Annotated in this window: 15 protein-coding genes; 5 read left to right on the top strand and 10 right to left on the bottom strand. The window is 67.3% G+C overall.

All coding sequences use genetic code 11. The features are described from left to right. Window positions 1-174: 174 nt before the first annotated feature. Genes ASC63_RS07455 through ASC63_RS07430 form a run of 6 tightly spaced genes read right to left on the bottom strand, consistent with a single transcriptional unit; the run spans window position 175 to window position 7,098 of the window. Window positions 175-1,764, bottom strand: a complete 1,590-nt coding sequence (locus tag ASC63_RS07455) for a mannitol dehydrogenase family protein (protein ID WP_235491994.1) — start codon at window positions 1,762-1,764, stop codon at window positions 175-177. 14 nt (window positions 1,765-1,778) lie between these two features. Then, complete coding sequence (locus ASC63_RS07450) at window positions 1,779-2,723, bottom strand: ABC transporter permease (protein WP_082487377.1); 945 nt, start codon at window positions 2,721-2,723, stop codon at window positions 1,779-1,781. After that, on the bottom strand, window positions 2,723-3,655 hold the full coding sequence (locus ASC63_RS07445; RefSeq protein WP_055811414.1) for an ABC transporter permease: 933 nt from the start codon (window positions 3,653-3,655) through the stop codon (window positions 2,723-2,725). The genes ASC63_RS07450 and ASC63_RS07445 overlap by 1 nt, the downstream gene beginning before the upstream one ends. Beyond that, window positions 3,655-4,800, bottom strand: coding sequence for an ABC transporter ATP-binding protein (locus tag ASC63_RS07440; protein WP_055811412.1), 1,146 nt, complete (start codon window positions 4,798-4,800; stop codon window positions 3,655-3,657). Before ASC63_RS07440 ends, ASC63_RS07445 begins: the two co-directional genes overlap by 1 nt. 3 nt (window positions 4,801-4,803) lie before the next feature. Beyond that, a complete protein-coding gene (locus ASC63_RS07435; RefSeq protein ID WP_055811409.1) occupies window positions 4,804-6,027 on the bottom strand; it encodes an extracellular solute-binding protein in 1,224 nt (407 codons plus the stop codon). Between the two features lie 30 nt (window positions 6,028-6,057). Beyond that, on the bottom strand, window positions 6,058-7,098 hold the full coding sequence (locus tag ASC63_RS07430; protein WP_055811406.1) for a LacI family DNA-binding transcriptional regulator: 1,041 nt from the start codon (window positions 7,096-7,098) through the stop codon (window positions 6,058-6,060). 261 nt (window positions 7,099-7,359) lie between these two features. Between ASC63_RS07430 and uxaC the strand changes: the two genes are divergently transcribed. Both uxaC and manD read left to right on the top strand, forming a co-directional pair. Beyond that, entirely contained in the window at window positions 7,360-8,790 is a 1,431-nt protein-coding gene (uxaC, locus tag ASC63_RS07425) for a glucuronate isomerase (protein ID WP_055811405.1), read from the top strand. Between the two features lie 31 nt (window positions 8,791-8,821). Further along, window positions 8,822-10,054 carry a D-mannonate dehydratase ManD gene (manD, locus tag ASC63_RS07420; RefSeq protein ID WP_055811402.1) on the top strand — a complete coding sequence of 411 codons (1,233 nt, stop codon included), beginning with the start codon at window positions 8,822-8,824 and terminating at the stop codon, window positions 10,052-10,054. A 108-nt stretch (window positions 10,055-10,162) separates the two neighbouring features. On the opposite strand, the gene ASC63_RS07415 is transcribed toward manD, so the two are convergent. After that, complete coding sequence (locus ASC63_RS07415) at window positions 10,163-11,719, bottom strand: UxaA family hydrolase (RefSeq protein ID WP_055811400.1); 1,557 nt, start codon at window positions 11,717-11,719, stop codon at window positions 10,163-10,165. A 91-nt stretch (window positions 11,720-11,810) separates the two neighbouring features. Here ASC63_RS07415 and ASC63_RS07410 point away from each other — a divergent pair, with 91 nt between their 5' ends. The 3 genes from ASC63_RS07410 to ASC63_RS07400 are packed head-to-tail and all read left to right on the top strand — an operon-like array spanning window position 11,811 to window position 14,505. Beyond that, window positions 11,811-12,866 (top strand): LacI family DNA-binding transcriptional regulator, encoded by a 1,056-nt coding sequence (locus ASC63_RS07410; protein WP_055811396.1) that lies wholly within the window; start codon window positions 11,811-11,813, stop codon window positions 12,864-12,866. Then, window positions 12,863-13,564 carry a bifunctional 4-hydroxy-2-oxoglutarate aldolase/2-dehydro-3-deoxy-phosphogluconate aldolase gene (locus ASC63_RS07405; protein ID WP_235491988.1) on the top strand — a complete coding sequence of 234 codons (702 nt, stop codon included), beginning with the start codon at window positions 12,863-12,865 and terminating at the stop codon, window positions 13,562-13,564. The genes ASC63_RS07410 and ASC63_RS07405 overlap by 4 nt, the downstream gene beginning before the upstream one ends. Next, window positions 13,561-14,505: a sugar kinase gene (locus ASC63_RS07400; protein ID WP_055811395.1), complete on the top strand. Its 945-nt coding sequence runs from the start codon at window positions 13,561-13,563 to the stop codon at window positions 14,503-14,505. The genes ASC63_RS07405 and ASC63_RS07400 overlap by 4 nt, the downstream gene beginning before the upstream one ends. Window positions 14,506-14,512: 7 nt before the next feature. Here ASC63_RS07400 and ASC63_RS07395 read toward each other — a convergent pair whose 3' ends face one another. From ASC63_RS07395 to ASC63_RS07385, 3 genes are read right to left on the bottom strand one after another with little or no spacing between them, the layout of a single operon-like run. Then, window positions 14,513-15,160, bottom strand: coding sequence for a response regulator transcription factor (locus ASC63_RS07395; protein WP_055811393.1), 648 nt, complete (start codon window positions 15,158-15,160; stop codon window positions 14,513-14,515). After that, the gene (locus tag ASC63_RS07390) at window positions 15,157-16,356 is read right to left on the bottom strand and encodes a sensor histidine kinase (protein WP_157487622.1); all 1,200 of its coding nucleotides are present in this window, start codon (window positions 16,354-16,356) and stop codon (window positions 15,157-15,159) included. Before ASC63_RS07390 ends, ASC63_RS07395 begins: the two co-directional genes overlap by 4 nt. A gap of 7 nt (window positions 16,357-16,363) precedes the next feature. Next, window positions 16,364-16,963, bottom strand: a complete 600-nt coding sequence (locus tag ASC63_RS07385) for a hypothetical protein (protein WP_082487729.1) — start codon at window positions 16,961-16,963, stop codon at window positions 16,364-16,366. Window positions 16,964-16,986: the final 23 nt, after the last annotated feature.

Below are 16,986 nucleotides of genomic sequence, written 5' to 3'. Positions count from 1 at the left end.
ACTATATGCCGCAGGGCGCGCCGTGTCTACTTAAATGTTGACCGCATCCCGATTCTGGGGTATAACCCAGCTTTCTCACCTGTTCGCTGGTTGAGGAGTCGTCGAGGAACGAGGCGACGTCTCGAAACCAGGGCCGCGCGGGGCGGTTTCGAGACGGCGGCTTCGCGCGCCTCCTCAACCAGCGGGACGGGTGAGGGCGCGCACCTGCGGGAGGGCAGCGACGACGGCGGCGCGGAAGGCGGAGGACGCGCGCACCTCGGCGGTGAAGACCTCGTTTATTGCGAAGAGGCGGTCGACGGCGGCATCCGGATGCTCCGCGAGGCTCACCGAGGTGCCGATCGCCGCCTGCAACCGCGTCGCGAGCGGATCGTCGAGAACCGGGCCGCCGGCATCCGAGGTGGAGGCGATGTAGCTGATCCACGCGGCGAGCGCGAACGCCAGCCCCTCGGGAAGGTGCCCGGCGGCCATCCGGTCGGCGGCGGTCGACACGAAGCGGAACGGCAGCTTCTGCGAGCCGTCCATGCCCACCTGGCCGGTGGTGTGTGCGAGGTTCGGGTTGGCGAAGCGCTGCAGCACCGAGTCGCGGTACTGCTCAAGATCGAGACCGGGTGGCGCCTGAAGCGTCGGCAGGATGTCGTCGTTGAGCACCCGCAGAACGGCATCGTGAAGCGCGACATCCGTCACCGCCTGGGCGATCGTGTCATGGCCCTTGAGCGCACCCAGATAGGCGAGCATCGAGTGCGTTCCGTTGAGCACGCGCAGCTTGACGCGTTCGTACGCGGCGACATCGGAGGTCAGGATGGCCCCGGCCTGCTCCCAGGCGGGGCGCGGGCCGGCGAAGTCGTCTTCGATCACCCACTGCTTGAAGGGCTCGGCGACCACGAGCGCCTCATCGCGCAGCCCGAGGATCTCTTCGGCGAGCGCGCGATCGCCTTCGGTGGTGGCCGGCGCGATGCGATCGACCATCGTGGAAGGGAAGGTGACGGATGCCGCGAGCCAGGCTGCGAAGGGGTGCTGGTGCTGGTTTCGAGACGGATGCTCCTTGGTCGCATCCTCCTCAACCGGCGTGGCCGCGGCGGCGAAGCCCTGCACGAGGCGGCGCGTGGTGGGGCCGTTGTCGACGAGGTTGTCGCAGGCCACGACGGTGAACGGCTCACCGCCACTGCGGAAGCGTCGCGCCAGCCCGCGCACCAGCAGACCCAGCGGGGTCAGCGACGCCGGCAGTTCGCTCTCCCCCGCCAGCTCCCGCCCGAGAACCGCAACATCGTGGCGCACCGAGCCCAGGCTCAGGTCGAGCTCGCCGTCTGCCCCGCGCAAGTATCCCTTCTCCGTAATGGTGAGGGTCGCCACGTGCGTGGTCGGGCTGGCGAGTTGCTCAACCACGCGCTCCGAGTCGCGACCGGGCCACGCGACATCGCGCACCGATCCGATGAGACGCAGGCTCGTCGCATCCGCCCCCCGCTCGAGCACGCCGTAGAGACAGTCCTGCGGCTGCAACTGGCGCACGACCGTGTCGCTGCGGCCCGTGACGCCCAGGATTCCCCAGCGGGTGTCACCGGATGCCGCTGCCGCGTCTTCCGTGAACACGGCCTGGTGGGCGCGGTGGAACGCCCCGATGCCGAAGTGCACGATGCCGATCGAGAGCGCCGCAGGATCGACGAGTGGGCCGGACTTCTGCGGGTTTCGAGACGAGGCCTCGTTCCTCGACCTCTCCTCAACCGACATGTCGGCAAGCGTGGCCGCCGACAGGCGTGGGGTGCTCACAGGTGATGCTCCATTCAGTCGTCCTTGGAATCCTTCACGCGGGCGACGAGCTGGGTTGGATTGATGAACCGCAGGGCAATGATGAGAATGATCAGCATCATGACCGTGTACATCACGGCCATCGCCGATACCAGCGCCCGCGGCTCCGCCCCGCCGGCCGAGGTCATGGCCCGGTAGATCGCCACAACCAGCGTGTCAGATGGCGGCCCGGAGACGAGGAACGTCAGGTCGAACATGCCGACGGTGCGCACCAGCACGAGGATGCCCGCGGCCAGAATACCGGGAACCAGCAACGGGCCGAGAACCCGCACGAATACCTGGCGCATGCCCGCACCGCACATGCGTGCCGCGTTCTCGATGGAGGGATTGATCTGCTCGATGAACGGCGTCATGGTGATGATCACGAACGGCACGGACGGCACCAGGTTCACCAGGATGACGGCGAGCACCGTGCGCCCGAGCCCGAAGTTGTACATGACCGTCGCCAGCGGAATGCCGAAGGTGATCGGCGGAATCAGCACGGGCAGTAGGAACAGGCCCATGACCAGTCGCTTGAACGGAAAGTTGCTGCGGGCGAGCACGTACGAGGCGGGCACCCCCACCACTATCGAGATGATCACGACGCTGAACGCCACGAGCAGCGTCACGCCTATCACGTGGCCGAGGTCGAAGCTGTTCCACGCCTGCGAGTACCAGTCGGCGGAGAATTCCTGCGGCAGCCAGGTCGTGAACCACGACTTGCCGAAGGAGTCCACCAGCACGCTGATGAGAATGCCGAACAGGAAGAGGAAGAACACCACGATTCCGGCCCAGACGAACCAGGTTCCCGGCGAGGCGACGAGCGCCTTCTCCCCCGGCAGCCTGTCGGGGCGCTTCTTCTTCGGCTTGCGACCGGGCGCGTGCGGCAACTGGTCTGCAGCAATGGCCAGTCGATTGTCGGTGAGTGTTGTATCGGCCATCAGCCCTTCCCTCCCGTTGAACCCTTATAGAGGAAGGAGCGCCCGAGCAGCACCACCGCGATGACGATGAGCTCGACCACCCCCATCATGATCGCGATGGTGGATGCCATGCTGTAGTTCTGCTGCTCACCGAACGAGCGATACGCCATGAGCGCCATCACACGCGTGGCACCGCCGGGGTCACCGACGAGCCTGGCCGACGGAAACACGCTGAACGCGAGCACGAAGGTGAGGATGAAGGTGGTCGCCAGCCCCGGCGCCAGCAGCGGAAGCGTGACCCGCCGGAACCGCTGCTTCCAGTTCGCCCCGAGTGTCTTCGCCGCCGCCTCGAGCGACGGGTCGATGCCGGAGAGATAGGAGGAGACCAGCAGGAACGCGAACGGAAACCCCGAGATGATGAGCGAGAACATCACGCCGAGGTAGTTGTTCACGAGCTGAAGCGGCTGGTCGATGATGTGCGCATCGAGCAGGAAGCGGTTGAGCCAGCCCTGCCGCCCGGCAAAGATCAACAGACCCTGCGCGGTGAGCACCGTGCCCAGCGTGATCGGCAGCACGAGCAGCGTGGAGAGGAAGCGTTTGCCCCGAAACTTGTGGCGCAGCTTGAACGCCAGCGGGATCGAGATGATCACGTTGAACAACGCGGCAGGCAGCGCGAGCCGCATCGTGAGCCACACCGATTCGAAGGTGAACGGATCCTTGAAGAACGCCACGTAGTTCGCGAACGCGCCGCCACCCCACTGGGTTGCTGTGCGCTCGATGGGCTGAAAGGTGAGCCCGATGCCGTAGGCGAACGGGTACACGAACAGCGCGAGAATGAACACCACGGCCGGCACAAGCAGCCACAGCCTGCTGTCGATGCCACGCTCGGCCAGTCGGTGCGCCAGACTCGCGGTGCTCTTCGTGCCCGAGCGGCTCTGGATGGTCGAGGTCATCACGGCACCGTGGTCAGCGCTGGCCGCGCGCCGGCATCCGCGGAAAGCGTCTCGGCGTCGAGGTCGGCCTGGTAGATGAGCACCCGGGCAGCGTCGACCGCGAGCGTGACCCGATCCCCGGGCACAGGAGCCACCTCGGCGTGCACGAACAGATTCTGCCCGGCATCCGTCGCCACCTCGACCGCGAATTCGCGGCCCTGGTACTCGACGACGTTGACCGTGGCCTCGATCGTGTTGAGTGCGGGGGCGGATGCGCCGGGCGGCACGACAACCAGGTCATGCGGGCGAATCGCGACCCGCACGGCGTCGCCCGCGTTGGCGTGATGAGCAACGTGACCGGTGAGACTCAACCCGCGACCGGAGACCCGCGCCTCGGCCCCGTTCACCGAGTCGACGGTGAGATCGAGCAGGTTGCGGTAGCCCATGAAGTCGGCGACGTGCCAGTTGGCGGGGTTGTTGTGCAGTTCCTGGGGAGTGCCGACCTGCTGCACCCGACCGTCACGAAGCACCACGAGGCGATCCGCCAGAGACAGCGCCTCCTCCTGGTCGTGCGTGACATAGACGGTGGTGAGCCCGAGCGACTGGTGCAGCCGTCGAATCTCGGTGCGCATCTCCAGGCGCAGCTTGGCGTCGAGGTTCGACAGCGGCTCGTCCATGAGCACGAGCCGAGGCTCGAGCACCACGGCGCGGGCTATCGCCACGCGCTGCTGCTGGCCGCCCGAGAGCTGGCCGGGCAGTTTTTTGGCATGCTGCTCGAGCTTTACCAGGGCGAGCGCCTCGGCGACGCGTCGGGTGACCTCGGGGCGCGGCACGCCGCGCATCTGCAGGCCGAAGGCGATGTTCTTCTGCACCGAGAGGTGCGGGAACAGCGCATAGTTCTGAAAGACCATTCCGAAGTCGCGCTTCTCTGCGGGAAGCACGTCGATGCGCTTGTCATCGATAAGAATCTGGCCGTGAGTGAGGGGCAGCAGGCCGGCGAGGCAGTTCAGCGCGGTCGACTTGCCGCAGCCCGACGGTCCGAGCAGGGCGATGAATTCGCCCGCCCGGATCGTCAGGTTGAGGTCAACCAGCGCATCCTGCCCACCGAAACTGCGCCCAACATTCTTCAGTTGGAGGGAATCGAAAGCGGAGGCTGAGATTGTCATGATTTATTTCGTCGTGTACTTTCCGACACCGACGGTGCGGTCCCATTCGTCGAATGCCTTGACGAGTGCGTCAGGCGAAAGCGGGGTCTCCTTGGGCATCTTCTCGATGAGCGCGTCATACCAGTCGCGACCGAAGTCCTTGATGACCTGCTGGCTGGCCGCGGGCGCCTTGTCGAGCGTCGCACCCTTGATGGCAGGGCCGGGGTAGAAGTAGCCGGTGTCGTAGGCCTTGGCATTCTGTTCCGGCGTCAGCATGTTCTGCAGCAGGTCGAGAATCGCGGCCATCTTGTCTGCAGACTGGCCCTTCGGAACGACGGCGTAGTGCGCATCCGTCACCCAGGTGAACTTGTCGAACGCCGCGGCCTCGATGCTCTTCGGCTCGGTTCCCGTGGCGCGCGGGTTGATGTCCCAGCCCGTGGTGGTGGGAATCATCGACCAGGTGCCGTCGGCCATGTTGGTGATGACCTGGCCGGTGCCCGTCGGGTAATTCGACACGTACTGGCCCAGATCCTTGAGGTACGCCCAGGTCTTGGCCCAGCCGTTCACCGGGTCTTTCGGGTCCTTGTCGCCGAGCATGTACGGCAGACCCATGAGGAAGGTGCGACCGGGGCCAGAGTTGGCGGGGCGCGCGTAACCGAACTTGCCCGGGTGAGCCTTCGCCCAGGCCAGCAGCTCCTGCGGGTTCTTCGGAACGTCCTTCACCGCAGAAGGGTTGTACTGCAGCAACGGGCCCGAGGGGTAGTACGAGACGACAGCGCCGTAGCCCTCGGCCAGGGCCTGCATCTTCGCGGCCGGGTCGATGTAGTTCTTCTGGTTGGAGAGGCGGTCACCGTAGTCCTTGACGATCGGAATCCAGAGGTTCTGGCCGATGCCGGCGGAGAGCCCGTCGTTGCCGGTGAAGACGAGGTCGACCTGAAGATTGCCACTGTCGACCTGGGGTTTGATGGTGCCGACCAGGTCGGGGGCGCCGCCGCTCTCCCAGGTGACGGAGGAGATGATGTCGGAGTGCTTCTTGACATAGTCGGTGACCATGTCACCGACCTCTTTCTGAGCGCCGGCGACATCGAGAATGTTGAGGGTGACCGCGGCTGACGGCTTTGCGGGCACGTCTCCCGCCTTGGCCGTCTTTCCTCCGGTCGAGCCCGAGTTGGGCGCCGTGCAGCCGGTGATCGCGAGCGCGAGCACGGCGACGGTGGAAATGAGCGCTGTGCGTTTGCTGATGCGCATATCGTGTTCCTTCCTCTTCATTAAGGGTTTCTAGACGTCTGCGTCTAGAAGTTCTGTGGCATCCGTTGGCGCCTTCGCCGAGGCATGCGGCACACCGGATGACTGCCTCACCATGAGCTCGGCGGCCAGCTGCTGCAGACGAGGGCCGGATGCCTGCCCCCGACCCAGCACCGAATCCAGCAGCGCGTCGACACTCATGCGCCCCATCTGCACGCGGGGCATGTCGACCGTGGTGAGATTCGGCCGCACGTAGGTGGAGACGGCAACGTTGTCGAAGCCGGTGACGCTCATGTCGTCGGGAGCGCTGAGGCCCCGCTGGCGCAGGCGATCGATGATGCCGAGCGCCATGATGTCGTTGAAGGCCACGACGGCGGTGGCGCCGCTCGCGACGGCCAGGTCTGCCACCTGCACGCCGCCGGAAAAGTACGGCGGAAAGTTGCCGAGCTCGATGAGGTCGAGATCGGGGTGCGACTCACCGAATGCCACGAAGGCCCCGGCCCGCTGACCGTTCGACCACGATTTCAGCGGACCGCCCGCGTAGGCGATGCGACGGTGGCCGAGCGCCACCAGGTGCTGCATGACCACGTCGAGACCACCGCCGTTGTCGAAGATGATCGAGTCGATGCCCTCGAGAAAACGGTTGGCGAGCACCGTGGGGGTCTCGCTGGAGAGTTGCCGCACCTCGGCATCCGTCGTGCGCGGTGAGCAGAGAATGACCCCGTCGACCTGTTTGATGAGGCTGCGCACGATCTCTGCCTCGGCCGTCGGGTCTTCATCGGTGTCCGCGACGAACACGGTGTAACCGGCGGCCCTGGCCCGGGCTTGCACGCCCTTGCACACGGAGCCGAAGAACGGGTTCTCGAGGTCGGGCACGACCAGCCCGATGCTGCCGTTGCGGCCCGTGATGAGGCTGCGGGCGTTGCGATTGGGGCGGTAGCCCATGCGGGCTGCCGTGGCCTGAACGAGAACGCGGGTGGCCTCGGCGACCTGCTCGGGGACGGCAAGCGCACGAGAGACGGTGGAGATGGAAACGCCGGCCTCGCGGGCAACGTCTCTGATCGTCACAGCCATGCCACACCACCTCGTGCACATCATTTGCGACACAGTCCGGTGCCGTCGGTCACTCTCGTACGCACAGTCTGCAAACCTTTTCAGTGTTTCGTCAAGTCCTGAGTCCGATTTGTTATCTGCCGGCGGGTGAGAGTGGCTCCGGCGCGTGACATCCGCGATATTTGGGCGATATAGTGGCGGCAGCGCAGTGGTGCGCACCCGAACGGGTGGTCGCCACCACTGAAACAATCTCTGTATTTGTTTCAATTCTGGAGGCAGTCGATGGCCACAACGTGGAGTCTTCACGCGGATCGGGCGCTGCCCGCAGAGCCTGGGCAACGCGGCGTAGCGCGGGAGATTTACGCGCAGATCGCGCCGCTGCCACTGGTCTCGATGCACGGGCACATCGACGTTGAGCACATTCGTGACAACGCCGCGTTCGGCGACCCTGCCGAGCTCTTCGTCATTCCCGACCACTACCTGCGGCGCATGCTCGTCTCGCAGGGCTATGGCAACCACGAGTTGGGTGCGGCGTCGAGGGATGCCGGCGGCCCGGCCGCCGAAACTGACCACCGGCTGATCTGGCGTCGCTTCTGCGAGAACTGGAAGCTCTTCCGCGGCACTCCGACGCGCTACTGGCTGGAGCACGAACTCGTGGAGATCTTCGGTGTGACCACCGAGCCCTCGGCCGAGACCGCCGACGAGATCTTCGACCAGCTCACCGAAACGCTCGCGCTGCCCGAGTTTCACATTCGGCCACTGTTCGACCGCTTCAACATCGAGATTCTCAGCACAACGGATGCGCCGCAGTCCGATCTCGCCGCGCACGCCGCTCTCGCCGCCGAAGGCTGGGGGGAGCGCGTCGTGCCCACCTTCCGGCCGGACGCCCTGTTCTATCCCGACCGCGCACACTGGCGAGACGGCATCCGCTCGCTTGCCGAAGCCAGCGGTATCGATGTCGGCGACTATGCCGGCTTTCTCGAGGCACTGCGCCAGCGCCGCTTCGCCTTTGCCGCGGCAGGAGGGCGAGCCAGCGACCACGGCCACCTGCTGGCCGAGACCGCTCCGCTCGAGGCCGCCGATGCGCAACGCATCTTTGATGCGGCCCTGCGCGCGCCGGTCGATGCCACCGACGCCACCGCCTTCGCCGCCAACATGCTCTTCGAGACCGCCCGCATGTCGCTCGACGACGGTCTCGTGATGCAGTTGCATCCCGGGGTGCAGCGTGACTATTCGCACGCGGAATTCGAGCGATTCGGCTCGGACCAGGGCTTCGATATTCCGACCCAGACCGAGTTCACGCGTGCGTTGCGGCCGCTGCTGGGCGCGTTCGGGCACGACCCGCGCTTTCGCATGATCCTGTTCACCGTCGACGAGACGGTGTTCTCGCGCGAGCTCGCGCCGCTGGCCGGGGCGTTCCCTTCCGTGCGGCTCGGTGCGCCGTGGTGGTTTCTCGACTCCCCCGGCGGCATGGCGCGCTTTCGCGAACTGACCACCGAGACGGCCGGTTTCTACAACACCAGCGGCTTCGTCGACGACACGCGCGCCTTCGCCTCCATTCCGGCCAGGCACGACCTCGCCCGACGAATGGATGCCGGATTCCTGGCCAAACTCGTCATCGAGCACCGTCTCGGATTGGACGAGGCCATCGAGACCGCGATAGACCTGAGCTACACCCTGCCGCTGCAGTCGTACGCACGGCCGACCGCCTGAACCGCCCCTCGACGAAAGAGACTGACACCCCATGGCAATCATTGAACGCGCCGAGGTGCTCGTCACGAGCCCCGGCCGCAACTTCGTGACCCTTCGGCTCACCACCTCGGACGGCGTGACCGGCCTCGGCGACGCCACCGTCAACGGGCGCGAACTGGCGGTGGTCGCCTACCTCAAGGAGCACGTGGCGCCGCTGCTCGTCGGCCGCGAGGCGAACAACATCGAGGACACCTGGCAGTACCTGTACCGCGGCGCGTACTGGCGGCGCGGCCCCATCACGATGGCGGCCATCGCCGCGGTGGATGTGGCGCTGTGGGACATCAAGGGCAAGGTCGCCGGGCTGCCGGTGTACCAGCTGCTGGGGGGAGCTTCCCGGCGCGGCGCGCTCGCGTACGGACACGCATCCGGTTCTGATCTGCCCTCGCTGTTCCAGTCGATTCGCAATCACCAGGAGCAGGGCTTCAAGGCCATTCGCGTGCAGACCGGCGTGCCGGGCCTCGGCCAGGTGTACGGCGTCGCGACCGACCAGAAGCCGGGCGCACGCTACGACTACGAGCCGGCCGGCCGGGGCCTCGCTCCAAAGGAAGAGGAGTGGGACAGCCGCGCGTACATGCGCCACATTCCCACGATCTTCGCCGCCGTGCGCGAGGAATTCGGCCCCGAGCTGCCGTTGCTGCACGATGGTCACCACAGGCTCACGCCCAACCAGGCCGCATCCCTCGGCAAGTCGCTCGAGCCGTACGACCTGTTCTGGCTTGAGGACTGCACGCCGGGCGAGAACCAGGAGGGGCTGCGCCGGGTGCGTTCGCAGACCACCACCCCGCTCGCCATCGGCGAGATCTTCAACACGGTGTGGGACTACCAGACGCTCATCACCGAGCAGCTCATCGACTATGTGCGATCGGCCGTGACCCACACCGGCGGCATCAGCTCGCTGAAGAAGATCATGGACTTCGCGGCGATCTACCAGATCAAGAGCGGTTTTCACGGCCCCACTGACATCTCGCCGGTCGGGCAGGCCGCGGCGCTGCACCTGGACATCGCCATTCACAACTTCGGCATTCAGGAGTACATGAAGCACTCGGATGACACGCTCGAGGTCTTCAAGACCAGCTACACCTTCGAAGACGGGCTGCTGCACCCCGGCGACAACCCCGGCCTCGGCGTGGAGTACGACGACGATCTCGCCGCCACCTTCGAGTACTCGCCCGCCTACCTGCCGGTGAACCGCCTGCAGATCGACGGGACCATGCACGACTGGTGATGCCCATCGCCGGTTGAGGAGGGCTCGACGAAGGAGTGCCCGTCTCGAAACCAGGGCCGCGCGGGCCGGTTTCGAGACGCTCGTTCCTCGCTCCTCAACCAGCAGAGGTCAGGTGACGGTGCCGAACTGCCAGGGGACGAACTCCTCCTGGCCGATGCCGAGTTCCTCGCTCACGGTCTGCTCGCCGGAGGCGACGCGGATGATGAGCTCGAAGATCTCGTCGCCTACCTCGGCCAGCGAAGCCGTGCCATCGACAATGCGACCCGCGTTGAGATCCATGTCGTCAGACATCCGCTCGTACGTCTCGGTATTGGTCGCCAGCTTGATGGATGGCGTTGGCTTGGCCCCGAAGACCGAGCCGCGGCCGGTCGTGAAGCAGACAACCGTCGCGCCGCCCGCGACGATGCCGGTCACCGAGACCGGGTCGTAGCCAGGGGTGTCCATGAACACGAAACCGCGTTCTGTCACGGGCTCGGCGTATTCGTAGACCGCCGACAGGTCGGCGCGACCGCCCTTGGCCACCGCCCCGAGCGACTTCTCGAGGATGGTGGTGAGTCCGCCGGCCTTGTTGCCGGGTGAGGGGTTGTTGTCGAGGCTGCCGCCGCCCTGCGCCGCGTAACCTTCCCACCATTCGATGCGGTCGAGCAGCTTCTGCCCCACGGCGGGGGTGACGGCGCGGCGGGTGAGCAGGTGCTCGGCACCGAAGACCTCGGGGGTCTCGGCCAGAATCGAGGTGCCTCCCCAGGCCACCAGGCGGTCGGATGCGACACCCAGCGCCGGATTGGCGGTGATGCCGGAGAACCCGTCGGATCCACCGCAGTTGAGGCCGAGAACGAGCTCGGAGACCGGCGTCGCCACCCGCTGCCGCTTGTTGAGTTCGGGCAGCATCGCGCGAATGCGGGCGATGCCCTCCTTCACGGTGGCGCGCACGCCGCCCTCGCCCTGAATGTTCATGGTGGAGATGAGCGTGTCATCCGGAATGTCCTGATCAGTCACGAGCGACTCGACGGGCACCATCTCGCAGCCGAGGCCGACCACGAGCAGGCCGCCGAAGTTGGGGTGCCTGGCGTAACCGTGCAGGGTGCGCATGAGCGTCTGCGCGCCCTCGCTGGTCGGAACCAGCCCGCATCCGCTCTGGTGGGTGAGAGCCATGACGCCGTCGACGTTCTCGAACTCGTCGAGGGCGAAGCCGCGGAAGGCATCCGCGATGAGATTGGCCGCCGTGGCCGAGCAGTTCACCGAGGTGAGGATGCCGATGTAGTTGCGCGTGCCCGTCTTGCCGTTGGCGCGCGGGTAGCCGCGGAAGGTGGGGATTGGGCCGTCTGGCATCGCGAGGGTCGTGCGGGCGGTGCCGAACTCGTGCTGGCGGTCGGTGTCGTCCATGCCCAAATTGTGGCTGTGCACGTGGTCGCCCGTGGCGATCGCGGCCGTCGCCCGGCCGATCGACTGACCGTACTTGTGCAGCTGCTCACCGGCCGCGATGGGAACGAGGGCGAACTTGTGGCTGCGCGGGATGTCGGTGGCCAGGGTGATCTGGGTGCCACCGCCGAGCTCGATCACGGTGCCGGCGTCGAGCGCACGCAGCGCCACAGCCACCTCGTCGTGCGGGTCGAGGTGCAGGGCGACCTCGCCGAGCGGTAGTGCCGAGGGGGCGAGTGAAGTCATGGTGGCGCGGGGCCTCGATCCTGGGTTATCGTGAATGTAACCGGTTTCATTCACTCCTTACATTATTCGTCCCGGGCGACGGAAGGTCAAGATGGCGACGACGATTCGGCAGGTGGCCGCGGCCGCCGGCGTCTCCATCGCCACGGCGTCGCGGGCCCTGACCGGTTCGGATGCCGTCGTGCCGGCGACCCGCCAGCGCGTGCTGCGGGTCGCATCCGAACTCGACTACACGCCCAGCCGGCTCGGCCGCAGCCTCGCGACAGGCTCCACGGGCAACATCGGCGTGATTCTGCCCGACGTGACCAACCCCTTCTACACCTCGTTCCTTGCCGAGCTCGAGTCGGCCGTCGGCGCGCGCGACATCGGCGTACTCGTGGGCGATTCGCATGAGACGCCGCAACTTGAGCGGCGACTCATCGAGCGCATGACCACGCAGGTGGACGCTCTCGTGCTGGCATCGAGTCGCTTGGACGACGCGGCGGTGGTCGCGGCATCCGCCCGCCTGCCGGTCGTGCTCGCCAACCGCATGCTTGAGGTGACGACACCGGTGCCAGAACGGCTCAGCCAGATCACCATCGACGTGGAGCCCGGTTTCAGCGCTGTCGTGCGGCACCTGCACGCGCTCGGGCACCGCACCGTCGGCTATGTCGACGGCCCTCCGCAGTCGTGGTCGGGTCGGCAGAAGGCGCGCACGCTCGCCCGCGTCTGCGACGAACTGCGGATGCCGCTGACCACGCTCTCGACGACGCGCCCCGACTTCGACGGCGGCCGCGCCGCGTATGCGCGCATCGCGGCGGGCGATGGTGCCGGCGGCGGCCACGACGCGGGCTTTCCGACCGCGATAGTCGCCTTCAACGACCAGGTGGCGCTCGGCCTGCTCTCCGCCCTGCGCGAGGCCGGGCTCGACGTGCCGGGCGATGTCAGCGTGGTCGGATGCGACAACTCGCTTCCCGACGGAATGGCCTGGCCGTCGCTCACGACCGTCGACAGCTCGTCGCGCACCCTCGGCGCTCTGGCCGCCGCCGCCATTCTCGACGCGGATGCTCCGCATTTCGGTACCGTGCCGACCCACCTCATCGTGCGCGACTCCACCGGAGCTCGCGCCGCCACCCCCACCCACCAGCCACAACTCGAGGAATCCCTGTGAGCGCATCCACCCCCGAAAGCAGCATCGAACCCCGGCGTCTGCAGCCCTCCGCTGTGCTGCGCGAGCATCCGGTGATAGCGGTGCTGCGCGCCCGCGACCCGCGCGATTACGACGCCGTGCTCGACGTGCTGGCCGAGAACGGCGTGCGCTCCGTCGAGCTCACGCTGAGCACACCGGGAACCATCGAGCACCTGCTCTCGCTCGTCGGGCGCGGCGGCGCCGGTGGCACCAGTGGCGGCGGCGCGATAGAGATCGGCATCGGCACCGTCACAAACGTTGAGCAGGCGCAGCGGGCCATCGACGCCGGCGCCGACTATCTCGTGACGCCGGTGACCCGGCTGGATATCGTGGCCCTTGCTGTCGCGGCGGGCGTGCCGGTGTACCCGGGCGGGCTGACGCCATCCGAGTTGTTCTCCGGCTGGGAGGCCGGGGCGACGGCGGTGAAGATCTTCCCGGCCGAGACGGTCGGTTCACAGTACGGCGCGCACCTGCGCGGTCCGTTCCCCGACATCGAATTCGTGCCGTCGGGCGGGGTGTCTCTCGAGGACATTCCAGGCTGGCTGAGGGCGGGGGCCGTGGCCGTGAGCCTCGGCGGGCCCCTGATCGGCGACGCGCTCAAGGGTGGTTCACTCGACGCGCTGGCCGAGCGCACCCGCCGCGTCGTCGAGGTTGTCGCCGAAACGAGGAGCGCCCGATGAGCGGGGTTGTCACGATCGGCGAGACGATGGCGCTGATGGCCGGCGCCACGCCCGGGCCGCTGCAGCACACCCCGACGATGACGCTCGGCATGGGCGGCTCGGAGAGCAATGTGGCCATCGCACTGAGCAGGCTGGGCGTGGAGGTCACCTGGATCGGCAAGGTGGGGGCAGACTCGCTCGGCGACCTCGTGCTGCGCGAGATCGGCGCCGAGGGCGTACACGTCGCTGCGATTCGCGACCCGGATGCGCCCACCGCGATCATGGTCAAGGAGCGCCGCACCCCAGCCGACACCCGCGTCTTTTACTACCGCAACGGTCTCGCCGGCTCGCGGCTGCGCGTGGATGAGGTGGACTTCGACCTCGTGCGCGGCGCCTCACTGCTGCATGTGACCGGCATCTCGCCCGCTCTCTCGCCGGGCATGGCCGAGGTCATCGACGAGGCGATCCGGGTGGCGAAGGATGCCGGAGTCACCGTGTCGTTCGACCTCAACTTTCGGGGCAAACTGTGGTCGCGGGAGCAGGCCGGTGAGGCGTACCGGCGCATCCTGCCGCACGTCGATCTCGCCTTCGGCGGGGACGACGAGGCCGCGATCGCGCTTGGGCGAACGGATGAGCCGGTGGCACTCGCGCACGGGCTCATCGCGCTCGGCGCGGGCCAGGCCGTGGTGAAGCTCGGGGCCGCGGGAGCCGTGGCGGTGATCGACGGCGTGGAGTACGAGGAGACCGCCGTGCCCATCGTTCCCGTCGACACGGTCGGCGCGGGCGACGCCTTCGTGGCGGGATATCTCGCCGAGTACCTGGCCGGCGAGCCCGTGGCAACGCGCCTGGAGACGGCCGTGACCGTCGGCGCATACGCCTGCCTGACGCACGGCGACTGGGAAGGTCTGCCGCGCCGAGCCGAACTCGCGTCGTTGACCGCGACGGAGCCCGTGACGCGGTAACGCGAAGCTACGAGCGCACGAGGGCTATGGCCTGGGCGCGGTCGCGCACGGCCAGCTTGGCAAAGATCGCGTTGATGTGCGTCTTCACGGTTGCAACGCTCACGAACAGGCGCGCGGCGATCTCGGGGTTGCTGAGGCCCTCACCGACGAGCTCGAGCACCTCGGCTTCGCGGGCCGTGAGTGTCGGAAAACGGGCCGACAGAGCGGATGTCTCAAGCCCTGGCGTGCTTCGATCAACTGAGTCGAGCAGGCGGGCGCCGACCGCGGCGGCGAGCGTAGTCTGGCCCGTGGCCACCGAGCGCACGGCGGCGGCGACCTCGGCGCGGCCGGCATCCTTGGTGAGGTAGCCGCGAGCACCCGCGCGCAGCGCACCCATGATCGAGGCGTCGTCGGCGAACGTCGTGAGCACGAGTACCGCTGTCGTCGGATGCTCACTCACGATGCGAGCGGTGGCCGCGGCTCCGTCGAGCACGGGCATCCGCAGGTCCATGAGCACGACGTCGGGGGCGAGCTCGGCGACGAGCCGACACGCCTCTTCGCCATCCGCCGCCTCGCCGACGACCTCGATGTCGTCAAGCAGGTCGAGCACCGTGACGAGGCCGTCGCGCACGATGGCCTGGTCGTCGGCGACGAGCACCCGAATCGCCGCGCTCATCGCGGCGCCTGCCTTGACACTTCGACGCGCACCACGAATTCGTCGCCCTGCGTCTGCGCCACAACGCTGCCGCCGTGCAGGGCGTCGAAGCGCTCACTCATGCCTGCCAAGCCGTGCCCTCCCCCGGATGCGGCGAGCGCCGCCGGCGCGGTCACGCTCGCACCCGCCATGCGGTTGCGCACATCCATCACCACCCCATGTTGCCCCCAGTCGAGCCGCGCGTGCACGGCCTCGCCCGGCGCATGCTTGCGTGCGTTGCTCAGCGCCTCCTGCAACGCGCGGCGCAAGGCGACGGCCGCCTCCGCCGACAGCTCATGCGGCTGGCCGCTGTCGGCAAGCTCGATGCTGCCGCCCAACGCGCGGTGTGCGTCGACGAGTTCAGCCAGCGACTGCCGCATCTCAACACCCGAAACCGGCTCGTTCTCCCGGGGCTCGCGCAGCGCCTCCACCGCCCGACGCGCCTCACCCAGCCCCGATGCGGCGAGCTCGCGTGCGTCGCGAACGCGCGACGCCGCATCCGCTGTTCTCCCGGATTCGAGCAGCGCCTCGACGGCATCGAGCTGAATGACCAGGCCGCCCAGGCTGTGCGCGAGCACGTCGTGAATGTCGCGGGCCACCGCCTGCTGCGCCTCGAGGGCTGCCGCCTTCGCGTGTTCCTCACGCGTGGCCATGGTGCTTTCGACCAGTTCGCGCTCGCGCACGCCCGCCAGCCGCGCCTGGCGGCGGTTGAGGCCGCCCAGAAAACCGAGCACAACCCCGCCCATGATTGCCAGCAGGCCGATCGGACTCATCGTGACGGTGAGCGAGCCCACGGCGATCAGCCCGAGGGCCAGCAGCATCGCGGCAAGGCCGATCCAGATTCTCGCCGAGAGGGTCGAGGCAAGACGCATGACCCCGATGCTGGCGGGCACCACGAGCAGCCCGTTCGACGGTGCGGCACCGAGTGATCCCGCCGCGATCATCACCACGGATGCCACGACGGCCGCCACACGCAACCCCGGCGACGACTGCCATCGTGAGCCTTGCCCGAGCTGACCGCCGAGCCAGATGACCACCGCGATCAGACCGAGCACGAAGACCCAGGGCGCGATCGACCGCTCGAAGAACTGCTGGAACAGGAAGATGCCGACGACGACAACGCCGAACAGGCTGAGCGCCATGCCCAGCCCGCCGGAGCGCCATTCGTAGGGAGTCACAGCACCATCATGCAGTGACTGCGGCGCTCTTCTGAACCCTCGCGGCGAAAACGAAGACGCGGGCGACCCGGTTGGCGGCGACCATCACGAGAATCACACCCGTCGCGGCGGCGAGCACCGAGCCCATGTCCGCGGCGATCATGTCGATGCCCACGCGCACGCCGATCATCACTATCCAGAGAACGAGGCCGAGCCATCCGGTGCGCGTCTCCAGCACCGTCTCGGTGCCGTCGGCGTTCAGCACGCGCTGAGGGTTGCTGCCGGATCCGCCGCGACGCTCCTCGCGTCGGCTGCCGCGGCCGCGGGCCAGCGGATCGCCGGGGTCGCCCGGGTGAATGTCGCGCGAGCGAAAGACCGCAATGCGCCCCATGAGCGCGCCGATGGCGAGCGAGATGACGAGTTCCACGATGAGCACGGCCAGGTCGACAGCGGAGATCTGGTGCACATCCTTCGTCTGCGACAGCATCACGATGCCGACGCCGCCCATGATCAGCGGCATACGCCACATGCGCGAAATGGAGATGATGCTCCAGGTGAGCTGCCGGTACAGAATCCATCCGACCAGCGCGAGGCCGATGAGAATGTTGGCGATGGTTTGGATGGTCACGGTCAGCTCCTTGAAGTGGTGTG

Source organism: Leifsonia sp. Root112D2, from assembly GCF_001424905.1.
Classification (GTDB): Bacteria; Actinomycetota; Actinomycetes; order Actinomycetales; family Microbacteriaceae; genus Root112D2.
The sequence above is the reverse complement of the archived record's forward strand: the minus strand, read 5'-3'. Positions and strand labels throughout refer to the sequence as shown.

What these genes read in the sequence shown, in the direction of transcription:
- ASC63_RS07410 (WP_055811396.1), top strand. Translation starts at nt 11,811, where the DNA reads ATGGCGACGACGATTCGGCAGGTGGCCGCGGCCGCCGGCGTCTCCATC.
- ASC63_RS07430 (WP_055811406.1), bottom strand. Translation starts at nt 7,098, where the DNA reads ATGGCTGTGACGATCAGAGACGTTGCCCGCGAGGCCGGCGTTTCCATC.
- ASC63_RS07415 (WP_055811400.1), bottom strand. Translation starts at nt 11,719, where the DNA reads ATGACTTCACTCGCCCCCTCGGCACTACCGCTCGGCGAGGTCGCCCTG.
- ASC63_RS07400 (WP_055811395.1), top strand. Translation starts at nt 13,561, where the DNA reads ATGAGCGGGGTTGTCACGATCGGCGAGACGATGGCGCTGATGGCCGGC.
- manD (WP_055811402.1), top strand. Translation starts at nt 8,822, where the DNA reads ATGGCAATCATTGAACGCGCCGAGGTGCTCGTCACGAGCCCCGGCCGC.
- uxaC (WP_055811405.1), top strand. Translation starts at nt 7,360, where the DNA reads ATGGCCACAACGTGGAGTCTTCACGCGGATCGGGCGCTGCCCGCAGAG.
- ASC63_RS07445 (WP_055811414.1), bottom strand. Translation starts at nt 3,655, where the DNA reads ATGACCTCGACCATCCAGAGCCGCTCGGGCACGAAGAGCACCGCGAGT.
- ASC63_RS07450 (WP_082487377.1), bottom strand. Translation starts at nt 2,723, where the DNA reads ATGGCCGATACAACACTCACCGACAATCGACTGGCCATTGCTGCAGAC.
- ASC63_RS07395 (WP_055811393.1), bottom strand. Translation starts at nt 15,160, where the DNA reads ATGAGCGCGGCGATTCGGGTGCTCGTCGCCGACGACCAGGCCATCGTG.
- ASC63_RS07435 (WP_055811409.1), bottom strand. Translation starts at nt 6,027, where the DNA reads ATGCGCATCAGCAAACGCACAGCGCTCATTTCCACCGTCGCCGTGCTC.
- ASC63_RS07440 (WP_055811412.1), bottom strand. Translation starts at nt 4,800, where the DNA reads ATGACAATCTCAGCCTCCGCTTTCGATTCCCTCCAACTGAAGAATGTT.